Origin of the sequence: Pseudomonas sp. 57B-090624, assembly GCF_003234055.1 — a bacterium.
GTDB classification, from domain to species: Bacteria; Pseudomonadota; Gammaproteobacteria; order Pseudomonadales; family Pseudomonadaceae; genus Metapseudomonas; species Metapseudomonas tohonis.
Genome location: NZ_QKRU01000068.1, coordinates 20,719 through 36,423, shown reverse-complemented (window position 1 = coordinate 36,423; position 15,705 = coordinate 20,719). Strand labels below are relative to the sequence as shown.

Genomic DNA, 15,705 nt, shown 5'->3' with positions numbered 1-15,705 from the left:
TGGTGCGCTGGATTCGGTCCCATTGGCCAGCCGCTTGGGCGGTCCGCAGGTTCACGTCATAGATGACCTGCAGGCGTCGCGGGCTGCCGAGCTGGACGTCGCGATCTTCACCGGTCAACGGATCTCGTAACGTCGCACGACCCCACCAGCCCAATCGCTCCAGGAGCGGTTGCAGGTTGCCGCGAAACTCGCCGAATGCCTGGCCTTCCTGGACCGCTTCGTCCACGGCCGCACGGATGGCCTCCAGGATGTCCAGGCGCATCGCCTTGGCTACCGTCCAGGCGATGGCGTGCTCTTCCCGCCACACGTCCCTATGGTCGAAGCCAACCCGGTAGCCCTTCGCTCGCAGGTAGTCCAGGGCTTCCTGGGGCACCGGCCCCGGGGTCTCGACGGTGGTAGTCACTGACGGTCACCCATGGCCCGCCCCTTGAACGCCGCCAGGGCCAGCGCTTCGACTAGCTGGGTGTCGTCCATCTCGTCCAGGAGTTCGGCCAGGCCGGCGCGGAACTCTCCAAACGATGTCGAGCGCTGGGCCAACTGCTGCAGCGGATCAAGCACCGGGCGCACCAACGGCTGCCACTCGCCCAGCTCATCCCTGACCAGGTCGTCGATGGCGTCGCGCGGTTCCTCGGCATTCAGGGCAACTCGCTGGCTGCCACAGGCGCCACAGGCACAGGGCTGCTGGTTCATTGCCGGCAGTTGCGTGACTGCTCCGGCCGGGCGCAGGGTCGGAGCACCTTTCTCTGGCGCTGCCAGACCAAACCGATCCAGGATCGCCGAGGACTCCACCTGCAACCCGCGATCAATGAACGGCGTCAGTGCATCGGCCAGCACCTTGAGGTCTTCTGGCTCGGTCACCTGTAGGGCAGCAGTTGGGTAAGCCTTCTGAGGCCCGTAGTTCAGGTCGACGAACACGCGCACCAGGTCGCGGTTAATCGTGGCGGCCACTTGCTTGGCGTCGGCCTTCAGGATGTCGCGGCGCACTTCGTTGTGCACGTTGGCCTGGCTCTGGCTCGACCCGTTGTCGGTAGTCATCGTCTGGCCTAAGACCGCCTTGGACACCTGGCGGTCCAGCCACTCGGCCAGGCGTTCGAACAGCTCGGCACCACCGGCCGCGTTGGCGATTTCCTGGAACTCCACCCGCATGCTGTCCGGCATGATGGCGGCGGCGTCGCTGGCCAACTGGGTGACGGCCCGGCGCAGCACGGCGATGTCGTCGGGCTTCGCTCCAGGACCATAACGGCCAATCCGCAACGGCATGCCGAACAGCTCGCCGTAGCGCATCCAGTCCTTCAGCGAGAACGACTTGCACATGACCGCGACAGCGACCAGGCGGGCGACGCCGCCCCGGATCGGCAAGCCGGACTTGAGGCGCGGCGTGTGGATGATCAGTCGGCCTTTGGGCAGTTCCTGACCCTGGCCGGTGTTGTCCAGGAGCTGCAGCCGCTTGCCCGTCACCCGGTCGAACTGGAACCACCGGGGGTCACGGTGTTCGTAGCCACTCGGCCAGAGCTGGCCATCCCGGTATTGCCAGATCGGCTCAACGACCGAATAGCCTTTGCCGATGGCGTCGAGCAGGTCATCGAGCATGTCGCCAAACTCCGGCGCCTCCACCAGTCGCCGAACCGCCTCGGCGATCTCTTCGTCTCGCGGATCGGTGCTGGCCGCCTCGACGGCAATTGGCAGCCCTGCCACCGCACGTTTGCGGGTGCCTAACACGGACGCGTAGTGCGGGTCTTTCTCCTCCATCTCCTCGGCCAGCGTGAGGTAATCGCGGGCGTCCCCTGTGGCGGCCGCCTGCAGGATGGAGCGCAGGCGGCTGGGGTCCAGAGCGGTGGCAATGGTATCGGTGTTGTACGCCATACCGATGGCGCTGGCGTGGATGACTTCCTGGAGCAGATCGGCGCGACGCATCGGGCGGCCGTGCTGGTCCAGGATCGTGGATTCGTTCATCAGAGCATTCCTCTAACGCCCCAGCCATTAGCCGGTTCGTCGTCGTAGTCGAAGTGGTCAGCGTTGCTGCTACCAACCTTCTCGTATTCGTAGGCGCGCACATCCATTCGCCCAGCAGAGCGAGCCAGCACAACGGCAATGCCGGCATCGCCGTGGCGTTTGCCCTGGCTGTCGGTGGTTCGGGTTTCGGGTATGCGAGCAACGCCGCCGATGACGCGGAACGCGCGCAGGTCGCCGATGACGTCCCGGTCGGCCGGGATGTCGTACAGGCTGCCGTCCTCCAGGTCGGCCTTGAGGCCCGGCATGTTGTCGCGATACCAGCCCTCGGTAAGCATCACCTGGGCGATTCGCTCGTGGCCGTAGCGCACAGCTGCCGACTCGGCCAACTGCTGGCCGTTGCCCCTGGCGTCGTGGGCACCGGCCATGAAGCCCGGCAGCCCATCGACGATGAAGAACAAAATCTGTTCTTGCTGGGCAAAGGGCACGCCGCGAAGCTCGACCATGAACGCCACCCGCTTGCGCGTGTCCTGGTCCTGCACTAGGACGCAAATAACGGACAGGTCGCCGCTGCGGGCGAAGTCCATTCCGTAATACGTCCAGGCTCCCGGCGGGAGCTGTGCCAAAAGCGGCGCAATCTCTCGCTCACACCAGGCCAGGCTATCCATAAGCCGTATGCGCTCTTCGGTCTTCACATACTCCGGGGCATAGGCCAGGCGGAGCACGGGCACACCCGACCGGCTGCGTTGCTCCAGGACTGCAAGACTGAGGTAGGTTCCGCCACCCTGGGATGGCACGCAGTCCAGTTCCTCCTTGGCTGCGTCGCCGTAGAAGGCATAAACGTCGGCCATCCACTCCGCTTCGTTCGCTGCCTCGTAGGGAATGCCCTTGCGCAAGCAAACCCGCTTGTACAGGCCGTCCGCCACCGCTTCCTTGAAGGTGCAGCGGAACAGCTCGCCCTTGCGCTTGCCGGATCGAATTTCGTCTATCAGCTCGTTGAAAGGGTTGTCGGTGCCGTTGTGCGTGCTGATGACGTGAACCTCGCCGCCCCAGATCAGCAGGGCCAGCGCTGCCTTGAGCAGTTCGGCTAGGTCAGGGTGGAAAGCGGCCTCATCGATGACCACCGTTCCCTGGCGGCCGCGCAGGTTGGAAGGCCGGCTGGTCAGGGCGACGATGCGATAGCCGGAAGGGAAGCTGATTGAGTAGGTCTTGATATGGCGGTCCGGGTCGTCGTCTTCCCAGATGCCTACCTCGATTTCCCCGGCCGCGTAGTTGAAGGCTCGCGCCCACATGGCGCACGCCTGGATGTACTCAATCGTCATGTCCTGGTTGTAACCCAGGTAGTAGACGTTCATCCCGCCTGCAGCCGTCGAGCTGGCCGCGACCAGGACGTTATCCGCTGCCTCGGCCCAGGTCAGGCCGATCCGACGCGACTTCTCGCCCACCTTGAGCGGGGCACGAATTGCGGTCCAGCTCCGCTGGTAGCCCAGCAGCACGGCCGGAACGTCGACGACTGTGCCAACGGATATGACGTCGGCCAGTGGAGAGCGCACAGGCTCCTGGACGGGTTGCGGCTTGAGCTTCACGCGGCCACCCCCAGGATTTGCCGGCGAATCTCGTTCACCGTGTCGGCATCGAGGCCGCCTTTGCGGACGATCTTCTCAACGGTCTGCGCGGCGATCTCGGCCCGCGCCTTGACCTCTGCCTGCCACTTCTTCTGGACCACAGATGCACGCCCCAGCTCGGCCACGGCCTTAGCCACCTTGGGCAGGTCGACCTTGCCATCTGCGGCCATCAGCATATTGAAAAGCTGTTCCTGGACCAGGCGCATCAGCGCTTCGTTGACGGCCCCCTCTTCATCCGGGGCAGCGGTAACGACCGCCTTAGCCTGCTCGCTGGCCATGCGCAGACGGGACAGACGATCTTCGAACGTCTGCCCGTAGGCGTGCAGCGCGCTTTTGCCGATGCTGTAGCCACGGTCGGCCAGCTCGGCCGACAGGGCTTCGTATCCGCTGAAGTTGCTTTCCACTAGCACCTGGTCGAGCCAGGATTTCACCTCGGCCGGCAGGGCGGCCACCTTGCTGCGCGGCGGCATGGCATCAGCCTCGGGGCGGGCGGGCGATACCAACCCGGCATTCGGTGGAATACTCGACCAGGTCAACGCCGAAGTGGGTCAGGCCGCAAATCCAGACACCGTCCGGGCGTTTGTCCAGGGTGGCGAGGCGACGGTCCGCCAGGTAGTCCAGCTCGCGGCGCACCTCCAGCTGAGTGGCGTCGGTGTAAATGCCCTGAATGGTGGTCAGCACCAGGGCTTCGTGGGGGTCTACCGGGCGCGCGTGGTTGAGGGCGACGAGGATGTACCAGCGCATGGACTCCCGGCGGGTTTTTTCTATATCAATCATTGCTTGCTCCTTTGAGCTGGACGACTTCGAGCTTGTCCCGCAGCCCGTCCAATTTGGCTTCTATAACGGTTTGGTTTCGCACGTAGTCCTGTCGGTGGACGTACAACAAAGGGAGTTCTGCCTTGAAATGCAGAAGCTCGCGTTCAACCTGTGCGATCCGACCTAGTTCCTTGTCCATGCCGGCGAAGCGCTCGCCGAGCCGCTTTTCCATCTGGCCAAGCAGTTGCTTCACCAGGAACAGAAAGACGGTGCAGGCGACCCCTACCAGCGAGATGGCCCAGGTCACAGCCTGGGTGAAGTCCATTTGCATCAGTGGCCCTCCAGGACGTCGATTAGGGCGTCGAGCTGTGCGGCTGTGGCGCGGCACTGCTCGGCGTAGCGGATGTGATGGCGCAGCAGATCGAGGCGGCCGATGCCGGCGTCGAGCTGGTCAGCGGCTCCGGCGCCGGCGGACGCCGCAGCAGTTCCGCCGGAATGGGCGGCGCTGGTGGCGGGCACTGCGGCACCGGTTGCTTCGTCCCACACGCGGACAAAGCCACGAGTGAAACGGCAGTCAGGCAGAGGCACAGGCGGCGCATCGAGCGCCGCCCGGTAGAGGTCGTTAACACGGGCTATCTCTCCGGTGAGTCGGTCGGTGTCTTGGCGGTACTGGCGTTGCTGGTCGGCGAGCCTGGCGGCAGCCTGGTCGGCGCGCTGGGTCTGCTCGCGTAGTGCGTTCGCGGCGGCTTTGGCATCGGCTGCCACCTGCAGGGCGCGGGCGGCTTCAGCGTTGGCGTGCTCTGTGCGGAGTTGTTCCAGGACGGCCTGGCCCTTCGCCTCGGCCAGCGCATAGCCGATGTCGTGGGCGTCATGTAGCGCAGTGAGGAAGGCCCATAGGGCGAGCATCAGCAGGCCCGCCACAAAGGGAACCTTGAACCATGCGGAGCTGAATGCGCTGTTCATAGCCCGCCCTCGCACAGCTGGCGTTCAGCCGCCCGGCGCTTGACCAGGCCGCCCAGCTGGCGGCCCGCCGCGCTGGTCCAGTTGCTGAGCTGGGCGCAGGCCTCGGCCACCCGGCCGGCCTGCAGGTGCAGCAGCATCGTGGAATGGCGGCCGTTCTTGAGCCACACGAAACCGTCCTTGACGCCAGGGGCGCCGGGGCCGGTGTTGTAGATGAATGACAGGAAGGCGGCCAAGGTCTTTGCTGACAGCCTGTTGACGACTTCCTCGGGCACCCAGCGGGCGAAGATGGCGGCGGCTTCCTCCAGGCCTTGGCGGGTGTAGGCGTCGCACTGGGCGTCGCTGGCCTTGTCGCCCAGTCGGACGCCACGGGTCCAGCCGTCGCAGATAGTGGGTTTGCCGATGGGGTCCAGGTAGGCCAGTAGGCTGCGGCCTTCGAAATAGCCCACCACGGGGGTGGCGATAGTGATTGCGGCCGCGAGCAGGCGCGCCTTAATTCCCATGGGAGTCTCCTACCAGGGCGCGCAGAGCGGCCAGGTGGCGGTTGCCAACCTCGGGCTCTGAGCGGGGGTGATTGGTGATGTTGGTGTTTCGATCAGATGGCCGGGAGGCGCGCGGCGGCCGCTCTTTGGCGGCGGCGTGCCGTTCCTCACGGTGACGGCGGTAGGCCTGCATGCGCGCCCAGGCGTCTTTAACGTGCGTCTCTGCCTGCTCGCGCCATTCGGGCGGGCAGCGCTCCAGGAGCTGGATACGCTGCTCCCGCGACGGCTCCGCCAGGATGGCGGCCGCATAGTCGCGAGGGGAGCGAAGACGGGTGGGGGGAGTTGTTTTGATCATGCCGCTATGGTGGGCGGCAGCGTCCCGGCGGCATTAGCTGACCGGTGTCAGTAACTGCCCGTTCTAGTTGAATAGATCGGGCGTTACCGGGTGCTCGTCGTAGATGTCGAGCGGCGGGGTTTTCAGAATGCGCCAGACGTGGCGGTCGCTCATTTCGTAGGTGCGGGCCAGCTCGTTGACAACGGTATTGGTGCTGATGCCCTCGCGCACCGCCTGGTCGAACTGACGGTGTATCTCGGCGTCACGCAGCTGGCGCACGGCGCGGTCACATTTGGGGATGTAGATGGCCTCCCGCTCGTTGAGTAGGAACGTCAGCCGCTTGGCCGCGTCCTCGCCCACGATTTCTTCCAGGGCGGCCACTCGTGCCTGGCCCTGGCGGCCGACGCCCTGGGCGAAGTACCAGGACGTCCCGCCCAGGGCCTCAACCAGTTTCAGCGCCGATGACAGACCGACCACGTCGGCGATGCGCTGGACTGCAACAGGCAGCAGGTCGCGGGCGGCCTCGATCTTCATTTTTCCCCCTCGTGCCGCTTGGCGTCGTAGGTGAGAGCCACCACCAGGCGACGGAGCTGGTCGGGCTCGCACCACTCGACGCGGTCGACCTGGAACATGCGTTGTGCGATGGCGTCGGCATAGGCCCAGGGGCGGCCGGCCGAAGCGAGCTGAGCGCCGATCTTGAAGACCAGGGCCTTGCGCTCGGGTGGTGGCTCAGCGACCTGGCGGTCAGTAGGCATCTTGGCCTTGCCGGTGGGCTCAAAGCCCAGGCGCTCCAGCTCGGCCAGCACGCGGCCGACCTGGCGCGGGGTCAAGCCTTTGGACGACTCGGCCCCAACGGTGCGCTTCAGCATGGCGCGGTACGTGTCGTCATCCATTCCCAACTGGCGCCGGGCGATTTGGATTTTGGTAAGACCGGGGCTTTTCATTCCTTCGTCCTCGGGTTGGTTTGGCTGCTCATCAGTGCCAGGCCGCCACGCCTGACAGACCATCCCCAGCCAGGCCGGGGCGGTTTCGCTCAGTGGATGCGTTCGATGCTGGTGTTATTGGCCAGCAGGTGCTTTTTCAGGCTGTTGAAGCTGCTCCAGTCCGGGCGGAAGTAGACGTAACGCTTGGCTGCCATTTCGGCGGCCTTCCGCTTCCCAAAGACCTTGCGCCAGGATTCGACTTGCTTGGCGCTGTATGCAGCCCGACTAACCCTGCGCATGAAGCGCCGGGCTTCGTCGTGCTCTGCCTCGCCCTTGTCGTTGGCGAAGCACCATGCCCCCTTGAAAGCCCCGTCCACATAGACCGTCGTTGCCCATCTGCGGCCCTTCGTGTCGGCCTCCTGAGCGAGCGAAACCTCGTATTGATCGCACTTCAGTTTCATGTGCCCCCACGGGCTCGCCATCTGCGACTTCAGGTCGTCCCAGTCTTTCTGTTCCATTGCATTCCTCGGCTGCTCATCAGTACCAGGCCACCACGCCTGGCAGACCGTCCCGGCCAGGCCGGGGCGGTTTCGCTACTGCAGGGTGTTTGTGGGCTGCATCATCTTGGGGGCAGGCGTTGCACGGATTGCACGGTCCATCTCGACCATGTCGACCATCTGCTGAGCGAGTAACCCGGCCACGCTAGGGCGCTCAATCAGCGGCAGAGGGGCATTGCTTTTATCCAAGCTGACGGTGACACCAGAGACGCCGTCTTCAATCGTTAGGGTGTACTTGGCCATGTGCTCTGTTCCTTAGCGTTGGCGTTGGAATTTGATGTGGTATTGGCGGGCCAACTGGCGGACCCGCTTCTCGGTCATGCCCAGGCGGAAGGCGATGCGCTTCGGCGGGTGCCCAAGCGCTGCCTCAGCCAGAACCAGAGCTGCTAGTCGGTCGTCTCCGGTGAGGCGCTTCTCGGCGAACTCGACACAGATGGACTCGTCGACAGGTGGGACGGGCTCGGCCCGCTGCTCCGGTGTCAGCGGTACATGCGGATTGATCACGAACGTCTTCGGCTTCTCGGACATCTGGAAGCCGACCTGCTCGACAGTGCCGCCCGATGCGAGAAACGCCTCGGTCATCTTCGCCAGGCGCTCCGACTCGCGACGGTGGGCGTCGGTCATGTGCGCGCACGGCTCTTCGCGGGTGGTGTCATGGAAATTGCGGATGTTGGTTCGCATCACTCCACCTCGACCTGGCAGTGCCACAGCTCGACGTCTGTGCCGTCATGACTGAACAGCGTCGCGGTGATCGACTCGGCGCCTTCGTAAAGCTTGCGCGCAACGGCCCGAGCGGCAGCGCGAGAATCCTGAGTGCTGGTGGCGCGGTGCTTGGTGCCGGGGATCGTGGCGACGTAGAGGCCGCCGGATGCGCAGCGGACACGGACGGTCAGCTCTGCCATGTCACACCCCCAGCGGGCGGAAGCCCGATTGCAGCGGGCGCGTGCCCAGGTCCTGGATGTACTGCGCGATGGCGCTGAGGTTGGCGCGGCTGTCAGCTCCTTCGGATGCACCCGGCACGCGCCAGGCGACGGCATGGCCGGCTACCTGGGTACGTTCGGCGGTAGCGCTGATGACCTCACGGATAACCACCAGCTTGCCCACAGCCAGCGCAAACTGACCGGTGGCAACAGGCTCGGGAGTGAAGCGGATCAGCCCATCGATGCCGCAGACTGCATAGACCTTGCTCATCAGTGCACCTCCGCCGGGTTGATCTTGGCGATATCCAGGCTGATGGGGGCGTACTGGTCGGAGTCGCCTACACGCTCGTAAATGCGCAGGTAGGACTTGGTGCTGGCGACCTGGCACGCCTCACCAATGGCCGTCATGGCGCGCTTCCAGCGTTCATCCTCAATGGCCAGACGGCGCAGCGCGAGGACGCTAGCGGTACGAATCTCGCCACGGGTGTCGGTGCGGAATGCGTCGTTGATGAGCAGCGTTACCTCGGGGCGCGCGCCCTCGGTCCAGTCGGCCAAGCACTCGTCGATCAGCGCGCGGGCGGCCTGCAGGCGCTCGTCAAAGACGATGGTGTCCGCCCTGGCCCGTATGAGTTTGTAGCGGCCATCGAACGTCTGCAGGGTGACGTTGCCTTTCTTGCCGCCGAGCTGGACGTCGTACTGTTCTGCGCTCAGATCGACGAACGCGTCGATATCGCCAAAGGCTACGCCCTTGAACTCGGCCAGCTCCTGGTGCAGCTCATGGGCGCGGTCCACCAGGTGGCGCACCAGGCGGTCGCGCTCCTGGTCAATCGGCTTGATCATCTCGATAGGAACCAAGCGGCCTTGCGCATCGCGCCACAGGCCGGGTTGGATTTCGGGTGTTTGCATCTGTATTGCTCCTTAGTGAACGGTCTGTGGGGTGTCGCGGTAGCTGATGGGCTCGCGCCATTCCAGGGTTACGCCCTGGAAGACGACGGTGAAACGAGTGCTCCCGGCAGTGGGGAAACGGTGGAAGCCGGTCACCAGGCAGCGCTGTTGCAACAAGCGGCCGCCTTCCGGCTCGATGTCGATTTGGTGGGTGTCAGGGTGTAGCCCGCGCATCCGCACGCCGAGGCGCTGCAGCACGCGGGCGGCGGTGTTGAACTCGGCCAAGCGCGACGAGAGCGCGGGGGTCAGAACCTGCAGCGGGCGTTGCTCAGTGGCGGACATGACTCTTCTCCGAACAGTTGGGGTTGTGGTGGCAGTGCTGGCAGGCACGCCAGTGCTGCATGGCGTGCGGGTTGTGCGTGGGGGCCGGGCGCTCGCGGTACGTTTGGCACTGCTCGGCGGTGATGAGCGAGTCGACGGCAACGCACTGGATACGCCCCAGGGAGGCCATAACGCGGCGTTCAACGCCGGCAGTGCTGCCCGAGGGGTAACGGTTCTGCAGGGCCAAGGTGACGGCGACGCGGCTCATGCCGATCCGGGCGCCCGCCTGGGTGCGGTTGGAACGCTCCACCTCGCCGGCCAGCAGCGACACCCACAGCGGCGGGGCCTCGCCCCAGCCGCTCAGGTCGACTCGTGCGGCCTGGCTCATACGCTGGCCTCCTGAGCGAGAACGGCCTCGATGTCGTCGAGTTCATCCTCTGTCAACGTGGGGGACAGGCCGCGACCCGCGATCATCGCCAGCAGCTCGCGCATGCGCCGGTTCTCGGCACGCAAAGCCGCCAACCCGTCCTGGTCCTTCCTCCACACCACGCGGTCGACGTTCGGGTCATAGACCTGTTCGTAGGTGGTGCGCTGGTAGATGGGATGCAGTGGCCCGCTGTCGCGGCCAGGGATCAGGCGATAGCGCGCCGGGTTGCCTGGCTTGCCACCGTCACGAACGGCGTAGCCGGCCAGAGCCAGGCCCTGGAGATACACGCGGGCAGCTCCCTCGCTGATGCTCGCGCCGCCGGCCTGGGCCTGCTCGGCCGCCTCGGCCGCGCTCAGCTCGCCCAGGATGCGCAGCGCACGCCAGATGCACTCGACAGCCTCAGGCGGCTGGCGCTCGCCCTGCCGGTTTACGCGGGGCGCCTCGGCGCCCTCGTCCTGGATTAGCTCCCACGTTGCGTCGCGGCCTGAAGCGCTCACCTGCTGAACGATGCCGGCTTTGCTCATGGCGCGCAGGTACTCCCGCACCGCCTCATCATCCTGGCCGCTACGCCGAGCGACGTTGTAGGTGGACAGCGCTACGTTGCTACGAGCCAGAGTGCGGATGGACTCCCACATGCGCTGACGAGGCAGCAGGCCGCCGGCCATGCCCAGGTGGGCGGGCTTCTTACCAGTCCGCATTACGCGACCCTCCGGGCCGGCGCCTCGCCGGTGAACCAGGGGCGCTTGCCCCAGCTGGCCAGGTCCATGCTGTTGACGCCTGCGGCCTGTGCCTGGGTGTGCACTTGGTACAGGTTCACGACTACGCGACGCAGGCAGCCGCGCACCTGGCGATTGAGGTCGGCCAGCAAGTCATCTGCCAGGCTCAGGTTGGGGTAGGTGGACTCGGCCAACTCGCGCAGGTCTTCCAGTGCAGCGGGCTGGGCCGGCACCCACTCCAGGACGCGGTTGTGCAGTCGCTCCAGCTTCACCAGGGCCGATGGGACACGTTCCTCGCCGATCAGCACAATGGTGCCCTGGCTGGCGTTGTAGAGGTCGGTCAGGATGTTCGCAGCCGCTTTGTCCAGGAGGTACTGGACGTCATCGACGATCAGCGGCCGACCGCTGCGGCTGAGCTGCTCGGCTATCTGGTCGACCATCTCGGACAAGGTGCGAGCCGGGGTGATGGACATCTCGCGCAGGATCGCCAGCAGAAAGGCTTTCTTGGTCCAGGTGTCGCGACACTCGACGTAGTAGGCGCGGTGGCGGTTGGCGGCGAAGCTGGCAGCAATGGACTTGCCGTAGCCGCTCGGGCCGTGCATCACGACCAGGCCAGGCAGGCCAGCGGGGCGCTGCATTGCGCGGTTGAGGGCGCTAGTCAGCAGGCCGACGTTGGTAAGGGGGGCGATTCGGGTAGTCATCTTGGGTTACTCCTGGTCAAGCGCTAGCCGTCGAAGCAGCAGCGAAATCGAACATGTCTTGGGTGTCTTGGTATTCGGGGGTGTTGGGGTAGGTGCGGTGCCAGCGGCTGGCGTCGGCCTCCAGTTGCTCGCCAGAGGCGGCACGGGCCTCTAAGCGCTTCCACAGTCGGTAACGGGCCATTGAGTCGCTGGGCACCTGGAACGCATCAGCCGGTGCCACTGGTGCGGCCAGGCTGGCGGCGACGTGGCGCGCGTCTGCCAGTTGCTCGGCGGACAGCTCGGCGGGTTGCGCGGTCTTTGGCACCAGGTGCATTTCCACCTGTTGCCCGGTCAGGGTCTTCGCCTTCTGCACCAGGCGGTTGAGCTGGCCGCGCTCGCGGCGCTCTGCCGCACGCTCCAGGAGCGTGGCCGGCATGGCCGGGGTGGCGTTGCCATCGAGCAGGGCCTCGCCGATCAGCTCGCCGTTGACGGTGTGAACCCATACGCGGCTGGAGTCGCGGAAGTCGTAGGCGACGCGGACCTCTTCGCCGTGCAGGTCCACCAGCTCGGGCAGGAAGTAGATGCCTGAACTGAACTTCACTTCCCCGCGATGGGTGATGCGCGATACCTGCGGCCGGGTGAGGCTGGCAACGACTGATGCATCTGCGGTTAGGGCTTCCCAGCCCTCAGCCTCAGCGGAGCGCCAAGACTCCATGGGGCTCTGGTGCCGACGCTTGCCGGTCTGCATGTCGCGGATTTTTGGAAGGCCCCTGTGGGGTTCATGGTTGTAGCGGTCAAGGGCGTCCTGCAGATCGGCAAAGAAGCGGTCGAACGTGGGGACGTCGCGGATGGTGACGCCCTGGGCCAGTTGCTTGCGGGACAGTCGGTGTGCGCGGGTTGCCGCCTCGCCGTCCATGTCCGCGCCGATGTAGCTATCGAAGGTCTTCGCCAGCGTTACCAGGATGCTCTGGTGCGCCCGCTCGATGACGCCACGGGCCTGGCTGTTATAGGGCAGGCTGTGGGTGATGGTGCCGCCGAGGCGGTCGTTGACTTCGTAGACGGTGGCGTTATCGAAGCCCGACCCGTTGTCGACATAGAACACCTTGTACATGCCTACGCGGCTGACGCCGTCGCGCAGGGTGTCCAGCGTGGCGAGGGTCGACTCGGCGAGGTTGACCGAGAACCCGACAATCCGGCGGGTGGCCCAGTCGATGACCATGGTGATTTCCGGGCGGAAAATCTGGCCAGTCAGCGGGTTGATGACCTCGGCGTCGAAGGTGTGACCGTCCGCCACCCAAACATCGTTGGGCCACAGCGTGTCGGCGCTCCGGCGCTTGAACGCCTGCAGCGACTTCAGCTCGCGCGGCCCCATGCGGCCGGCCTCACGCGCCTCGGGGGACAGCTTGCCCAGCCAGCGGTGGACGGCGTGAATGCTAGGGCAACCGGGGTTCGCGGCTTTGAAGACCGCATAAGCGGCGGCGACCGTGGGTTTCTGCGGGGTCTGGTAGCAGGCCAGGAAGGCTGGCGCCCAGCTGGGCACGCTCATGTCCGGCTTGCGGCGTACCGGCGCGAGGGCCCGCTCGCCATTGGCGCGCCAGTCGCTCAACCAGCGCTTGAGGGTGCGCTCGCTGAGGGAGCGGTCGGCCGTCTTGCGGTCGTTGGCGCGCTCGGCCTGCTCCATCAGGTAGGGGGTCAGTGTGCCTTTCCGCGCGCCTTCTACCAGGATCGCGATGGCCTGGCCCTGGGTGGTGAACTCAGCCAAGCGCTGGACTTCGCGAATCAACGCCACGCGAGCGGTCATTACCTCGCGTTGGGCGTCGGTGAGGCGGGACACCTCCACGCCATCGCGCTGCGGCGCTACTAGGACGTGAGGCGCAGAAGGGGCGGCGGCCGGCGCCTGTTGGGAAACCATGCGGGCGAGCAGTGCGGCCTGGGTTTCCTGGGGCAGCACCGCGAAGCTGTATTCGACGGCTTTGGTCCCAATCCGGCGCTGCCCTTCCCAGCCGCAACGCTCCGCCATGACGCGGACATTGCGGTCCGTTCCTGGCATACCCGGCAGGCCAGCCAACTCTTGAGAGGTAAACCAGTTACTCATGGCTATGCCCTCTTACAGCGGAGGCCACAAGCAGGACGCGTGCACGCCGCTCCATCTCTTTGTCGGTGAAGGTGAAAGCTCCATGTTCATCGGCACCGCTCATGCCCACCCAGTCAGGGCATGACACTCGATTCAACGCCGGATCGTCGAAGCCAAGCGAGGGCAGGTGTTCTACGAACTGAGCGATGAACTCGCCGTCTGCGAAAGGCAGACGTACTGCGAGGCGAGTGCCAGGCTTAAGCTGTTCAAGGGTCATGCTTCACCCCCGATGCGACGCTTCAGCTCCCGCGCCTGGCGGCCCGCTTCGTCGCGGGTTCGCTCCAGGCGCCCCAACTCGGCCAGCAGAGCGTCACGGCCATAAGCAACGCGTCCGCCTCGTTGGGTTACCAACCAGTTGGTAAGCAGATGGCTAGCGCAGACCTCTTCCAGCAGCGCCGCCCTGTAGAACGGAAGATTGTGGTCAGTGCGGGCCGGGCTGGCCCAGGCGTCCAGCATTGCTTTGCTGACATCGTCACCGCTTAGGCGCGACATCCGGGCCGCTACCTCATAGCGGTCTATCCCAGCAACCTTGAGCATTTCGCCCACAAGCTCGCTCACTTGGACCGAGTAGTTGCCTTGGCCGGGAATGGCCAAAACCGGTTGTGGAATCTCGAATAAGTCGAAGGTGCGGTCGTCTTTTCCGTGACGCATGTTTATTTATCCGTCCGGGTTTTACGGTGCCCAAGGTCATAACCTGGGTTATGCTGGGTTATCTCTTGGGTGTTATTTGGCTGTGATTCCGACCGGTTAGGCCGGCGGCGGCGGGGGTTGCCGTTTGCGTCCCAGCGCTCTGGCCATAGCTGAACAGGCGACAGATCGAGAGCATCGGCAATGGCTCGCTCGATACGCGGGTAAGGCGAGGCCTTGGCGTTCTTAACGGCGGGGCCGGTAACGTCCAGGGACCGGGCGAGTTTCGCCAGAGACGTGCCTCGTGCACGGAGTTGGTACTTGATCCACTCCCACCTAAGAGAGGGGTCTTGCGGAATTTCAAAAGTGTTCATGCCTGCGTTCCATCTCAACCACCTGGCAGGGTGGTTTTTTTGGGGTGTCTAACGTGACCTAAGGCATAAACATACGCGAATAAACGCGCGCGTCAATCGGATATCCGCGTATCCGATTCATTTTTAAGTGCGCTCAACTCAGAAAAAAGCGTAGAGCTAGGAAAATCAATGGTTTGCAGTGATTCGGTCGAATCGGACGCGCCAACCCCAGAGCATCCGGTGGCCCTGGGGGAAATCGGATTCTTCGGCGAGCGATTGAAAGGAGTCATGGGGAACATTGGGGCACGCGCTTTTGCGCGCAGCTGCGGCCTTTCAGAGGGCGCTATACGCAGTTATCTGAGCGGCGACACCTTCCCGACGTTGGATCGCCTCGCGCAGATCGCCCAGGCAGCAGGTGTTGACCCACTTTGGCTGGCGTTCGGGAAGGCCCCTGCGACCGCGCCTGATGATGAGGACGAAGGGGTCTATGCATACGTGCCGCTCTACGACGCGTGGTGCAGTGGCGGTCATGGCGCGTGGAACGAACAGGCAAAAGTCCTGACCCGCCTCGCATTCACGCGCTATTCGCTCAGGAAGAAGGGCCTGACGCCCTCCGACTTAGCATGTCTACGAGTGGATGGGGATTCGATGTCGGGTCTGATGGAAGACGGCGACACGGTCATGATTGACCTGAGCCGCGCGACCTTAGAGGCAGAGGGCGTCTATGTCATCCGGCTGGATAACAGGCTGTATGCGAAGCGGCTGCAGCGTCACCTCGATGGCGTCCTCATCATCAGCCACAATAAGGACTACCAGCAGATCACGGTTCCCCAGTCACGTCTGGCCGAACTAGAGATTGTTGGCCGGGTCATCTGGTCAGGCGGCTGGCTGGTTTAGACAACCCTGGTGCCAAATTGCCCGCGATATCTGCTGCATAGCGGTGTCGCGAGATTTGGCACCAGCAACGGACATAATCCGCTCGCACCCCGCGCCATCCGGGCCACTCCGGCTTCTTCCGGCTTCTTCCGGGTGCCTTCCCTCCAGTGCCAAACCTC

24 protein-coding genes, 2 other RNA genes and 1 pseudogene are annotated in these 15,705 nt (G+C 64.7%); 1 reads left to right on the top strand and 26 read right to left on the bottom strand.

Translation table 11 applies throughout. The features are described 5' to 3' along the window. The 26 genes and pseudogenes from DMX10_RS25625 to DMX10_RS25500 form a co-directional block, all read right to left on the bottom strand. Positions 1–403, bottom strand: a pseudogene (locus tag DMX10_RS25625) (phage head morphogenesis protein); the annotation flags it as partial. Beyond that, positions 400–1,953 carry a DUF935 domain-containing protein gene (locus DMX10_RS25620; protein WP_111263745.1) on the bottom strand — a complete coding sequence of 518 codons (1,554 nt, stop codon included), beginning with the start codon at positions 1,951–1,953 and terminating at the stop codon, positions 400–402. The gene DMX10_RS25620 and the pseudogene DMX10_RS25625, both read right to left, overlap by 4 nt. Then, positions 1,953–3,536: a hypothetical protein gene (locus tag DMX10_RS25615; protein WP_256604862.1), complete on the bottom strand. Its 1,584-nt coding sequence runs from the start codon at positions 3,534–3,536 to the stop codon at positions 1,953–1,955. The genes DMX10_RS25620 and DMX10_RS25615 overlap by 1 nt, the downstream gene beginning before the upstream one ends. Further along, positions 3,533–4,045, bottom strand: a complete 513-nt coding sequence (locus DMX10_RS25610) for a DUF3486 family protein (protein WP_111263744.1) — start codon at positions 4,043–4,045, stop codon at positions 3,533–3,535. The genes DMX10_RS25615 and DMX10_RS25610 overlap by 4 nt, the downstream gene beginning before the upstream one ends. 4 nt (positions 4,046–4,049) lie before the next feature. Next, positions 4,050–4,352 carry a hypothetical protein gene (locus DMX10_RS25605; protein ID WP_111263743.1) on the bottom strand — a complete coding sequence of 101 codons (303 nt, stop codon included), beginning with the start codon at positions 4,350–4,352 and terminating at the stop codon, positions 4,050–4,052. After that, on the bottom strand, positions 4,345–4,662 hold the full coding sequence (locus tag DMX10_RS25600) for a hypothetical protein (protein WP_111263742.1): 318 nt from the start codon (positions 4,660–4,662) through the stop codon (positions 4,345–4,347). The genes DMX10_RS25605 and DMX10_RS25600 overlap by 8 nt, the downstream gene beginning before the upstream one ends. Then, positions 4,662–5,294 (bottom strand): hypothetical protein, encoded by a 633-nt coding sequence (locus tag DMX10_RS25595; protein WP_111263741.1) that lies wholly within the window; start codon positions 5,292–5,294, stop codon positions 4,662–4,664. Before DMX10_RS25595 ends, DMX10_RS25600 begins: the two co-directional genes overlap by 1 nt. Continuing rightward, entirely contained in the window at positions 5,291–5,794 is a 504-nt protein-coding gene (locus tag DMX10_RS25590) for a lysozyme (RefSeq protein WP_111263740.1), read from the bottom strand. The genes DMX10_RS25595 and DMX10_RS25590 overlap by 4 nt, the downstream gene beginning before the upstream one ends. 397 nt (positions 5,795–6,191) lie before the next feature. Next, positions 6,192–6,641 (bottom strand): Mor transcription activator family protein, encoded by a 450-nt coding sequence (locus DMX10_RS25580; RefSeq protein ID WP_111263738.1) that lies wholly within the window; start codon positions 6,639–6,641, stop codon positions 6,192–6,194. Further along, the gene (locus tag DMX10_RS25575; RefSeq protein ID WP_111263737.1) at positions 6,638–7,051 is read right to left on the bottom strand and encodes a gp16 family protein; all 414 of its coding nucleotides are present in this window, start codon (positions 7,049–7,051) and stop codon (positions 6,638–6,640) included. Before DMX10_RS25575 ends, DMX10_RS25580 begins: the two co-directional genes overlap by 4 nt. Positions 7,052–7,069: 18 nt before the next feature. Beyond that, positions 7,070–7,142: hammerhead ribozyme type II (locus DMX10_RS25570), an RNA gene on the bottom strand. Beyond that, the gene (locus DMX10_RS25565) at positions 7,141–7,548 is read right to left on the bottom strand and encodes a hypothetical protein (RefSeq protein ID WP_111263736.1); all 408 of its coding nucleotides are present in this window, start codon (positions 7,546–7,548) and stop codon (positions 7,141–7,143) included. Before DMX10_RS25565 ends, DMX10_RS25570 begins: the two co-directional genes overlap by 2 nt. Before the next feature lie 6 nt (positions 7,549–7,554). After that, positions 7,555–7,626, bottom strand: an RNA gene (locus tag DMX10_RS25560) — hammerhead ribozyme type II. Then, complete coding sequence (locus tag DMX10_RS25555; protein WP_111263735.1) at positions 7,624–7,830, bottom strand: hypothetical protein; 207 nt, start codon at positions 7,828–7,830, stop codon at positions 7,624–7,626. Before DMX10_RS25555 ends, DMX10_RS25560 begins: the two co-directional genes overlap by 3 nt. 12 nt (positions 7,831–7,842) lie before the next feature. Beyond that, positions 7,843–8,268, bottom strand: coding sequence for a hypothetical protein (locus DMX10_RS25550; protein WP_111263734.1), 426 nt, complete (start codon positions 8,266–8,268; stop codon positions 7,843–7,845). Continuing rightward, complete coding sequence (locus tag DMX10_RS25545) at positions 8,268–8,489, bottom strand: hypothetical protein (protein WP_111263733.1); 222 nt, start codon at positions 8,487–8,489, stop codon at positions 8,268–8,270. Before DMX10_RS25545 ends, DMX10_RS25550 begins: the two co-directional genes overlap by 1 nt. Before the next feature lies 1 nt (position 8,490). After that, positions 8,491–8,778, bottom strand: coding sequence for a hypothetical protein (locus DMX10_RS25540; protein ID WP_111263732.1), 288 nt, complete (start codon positions 8,776–8,778; stop codon positions 8,491–8,493). After that, entirely contained in the window at positions 8,778–9,413 is a 636-nt protein-coding gene (locus tag DMX10_RS25535) for a DUF3164 family protein (RefSeq protein WP_111263731.1), read from the bottom strand. Before DMX10_RS25535 ends, DMX10_RS25540 begins: the two co-directional genes overlap by 1 nt. 12 nt (positions 9,414–9,425) lie before the next feature. After that, positions 9,426–9,734 carry a hypothetical protein gene (locus tag DMX10_RS25530; RefSeq protein WP_111263730.1) on the bottom strand — a complete coding sequence of 103 codons (309 nt, stop codon included), beginning with the start codon at positions 9,732–9,734 and terminating at the stop codon, positions 9,426–9,428. Next, positions 9,721–10,101, bottom strand: a complete 381-nt coding sequence (locus DMX10_RS25525; protein ID WP_111263729.1) for a hypothetical protein — start codon at positions 10,099–10,101, stop codon at positions 9,721–9,723. The genes DMX10_RS25530 and DMX10_RS25525 overlap by 14 nt, the downstream gene beginning before the upstream one ends. Beyond that, complete coding sequence (locus DMX10_RS25520; RefSeq protein ID WP_178083010.1) at positions 10,098–10,838, bottom strand: hypothetical protein; 741 nt, start codon at positions 10,836–10,838, stop codon at positions 10,098–10,100. Before DMX10_RS25520 ends, DMX10_RS25525 begins: the two co-directional genes overlap by 4 nt. Further along, positions 10,838–11,557, bottom strand: coding sequence for an AAA family ATPase (locus DMX10_RS25515; RefSeq protein WP_111263728.1), 720 nt, complete (start codon positions 11,555–11,557; stop codon positions 10,838–10,840). Before DMX10_RS25515 ends, DMX10_RS25520 begins: the two co-directional genes overlap by 1 nt. 16 nt (positions 11,558–11,573) lie before the next feature. Further along, positions 11,574–13,631 carry a DNA-binding protein gene (locus DMX10_RS25510; protein ID WP_111263727.1) on the bottom strand — a complete coding sequence of 686 codons (2,058 nt, stop codon included), beginning with the start codon at positions 13,629–13,631 and terminating at the stop codon, positions 11,574–11,576. Continuing rightward, on the bottom strand, positions 13,624–13,887 hold the full coding sequence (locus DMX10_RS32620; protein WP_146603061.1) for a hypothetical protein: 264 nt from the start codon (positions 13,885–13,887) through the stop codon (positions 13,624–13,626). The genes DMX10_RS25510 and DMX10_RS32620 overlap by 8 nt, the downstream gene beginning before the upstream one ends. Continuing rightward, positions 13,884–14,321 (bottom strand): hypothetical protein, encoded by a 438-nt coding sequence (locus DMX10_RS25505; protein WP_111263726.1) that lies wholly within the window; start codon positions 14,319–14,321, stop codon positions 13,884–13,886. The genes DMX10_RS32620 and DMX10_RS25505 overlap by 4 nt, the downstream gene beginning before the upstream one ends. Positions 14,322–14,323: 2 nt before the next feature. Continuing rightward, the gene (locus tag DMX10_RS25500) at positions 14,324–14,671 is read right to left on the bottom strand and encodes a helix-turn-helix domain-containing protein (protein ID WP_111263725.1); all 348 of its coding nucleotides are present in this window, start codon (positions 14,669–14,671) and stop codon (positions 14,324–14,326) included. Positions 14,672–14,839: 168 nt separating this feature from the next. Here DMX10_RS25500 and DMX10_RS25495 point away from each other — a divergent pair, with 168 nt between their 5' ends. Then, positions 14,840–15,547 (top strand): helix-turn-helix transcriptional regulator, encoded by a 708-nt coding sequence (locus DMX10_RS25495; protein WP_111263724.1) that lies wholly within the window; start codon positions 14,840–14,842, stop codon positions 15,545–15,547. The last annotated feature ends 158 nt before the right edge of the window (positions 15,548–15,705 follow it).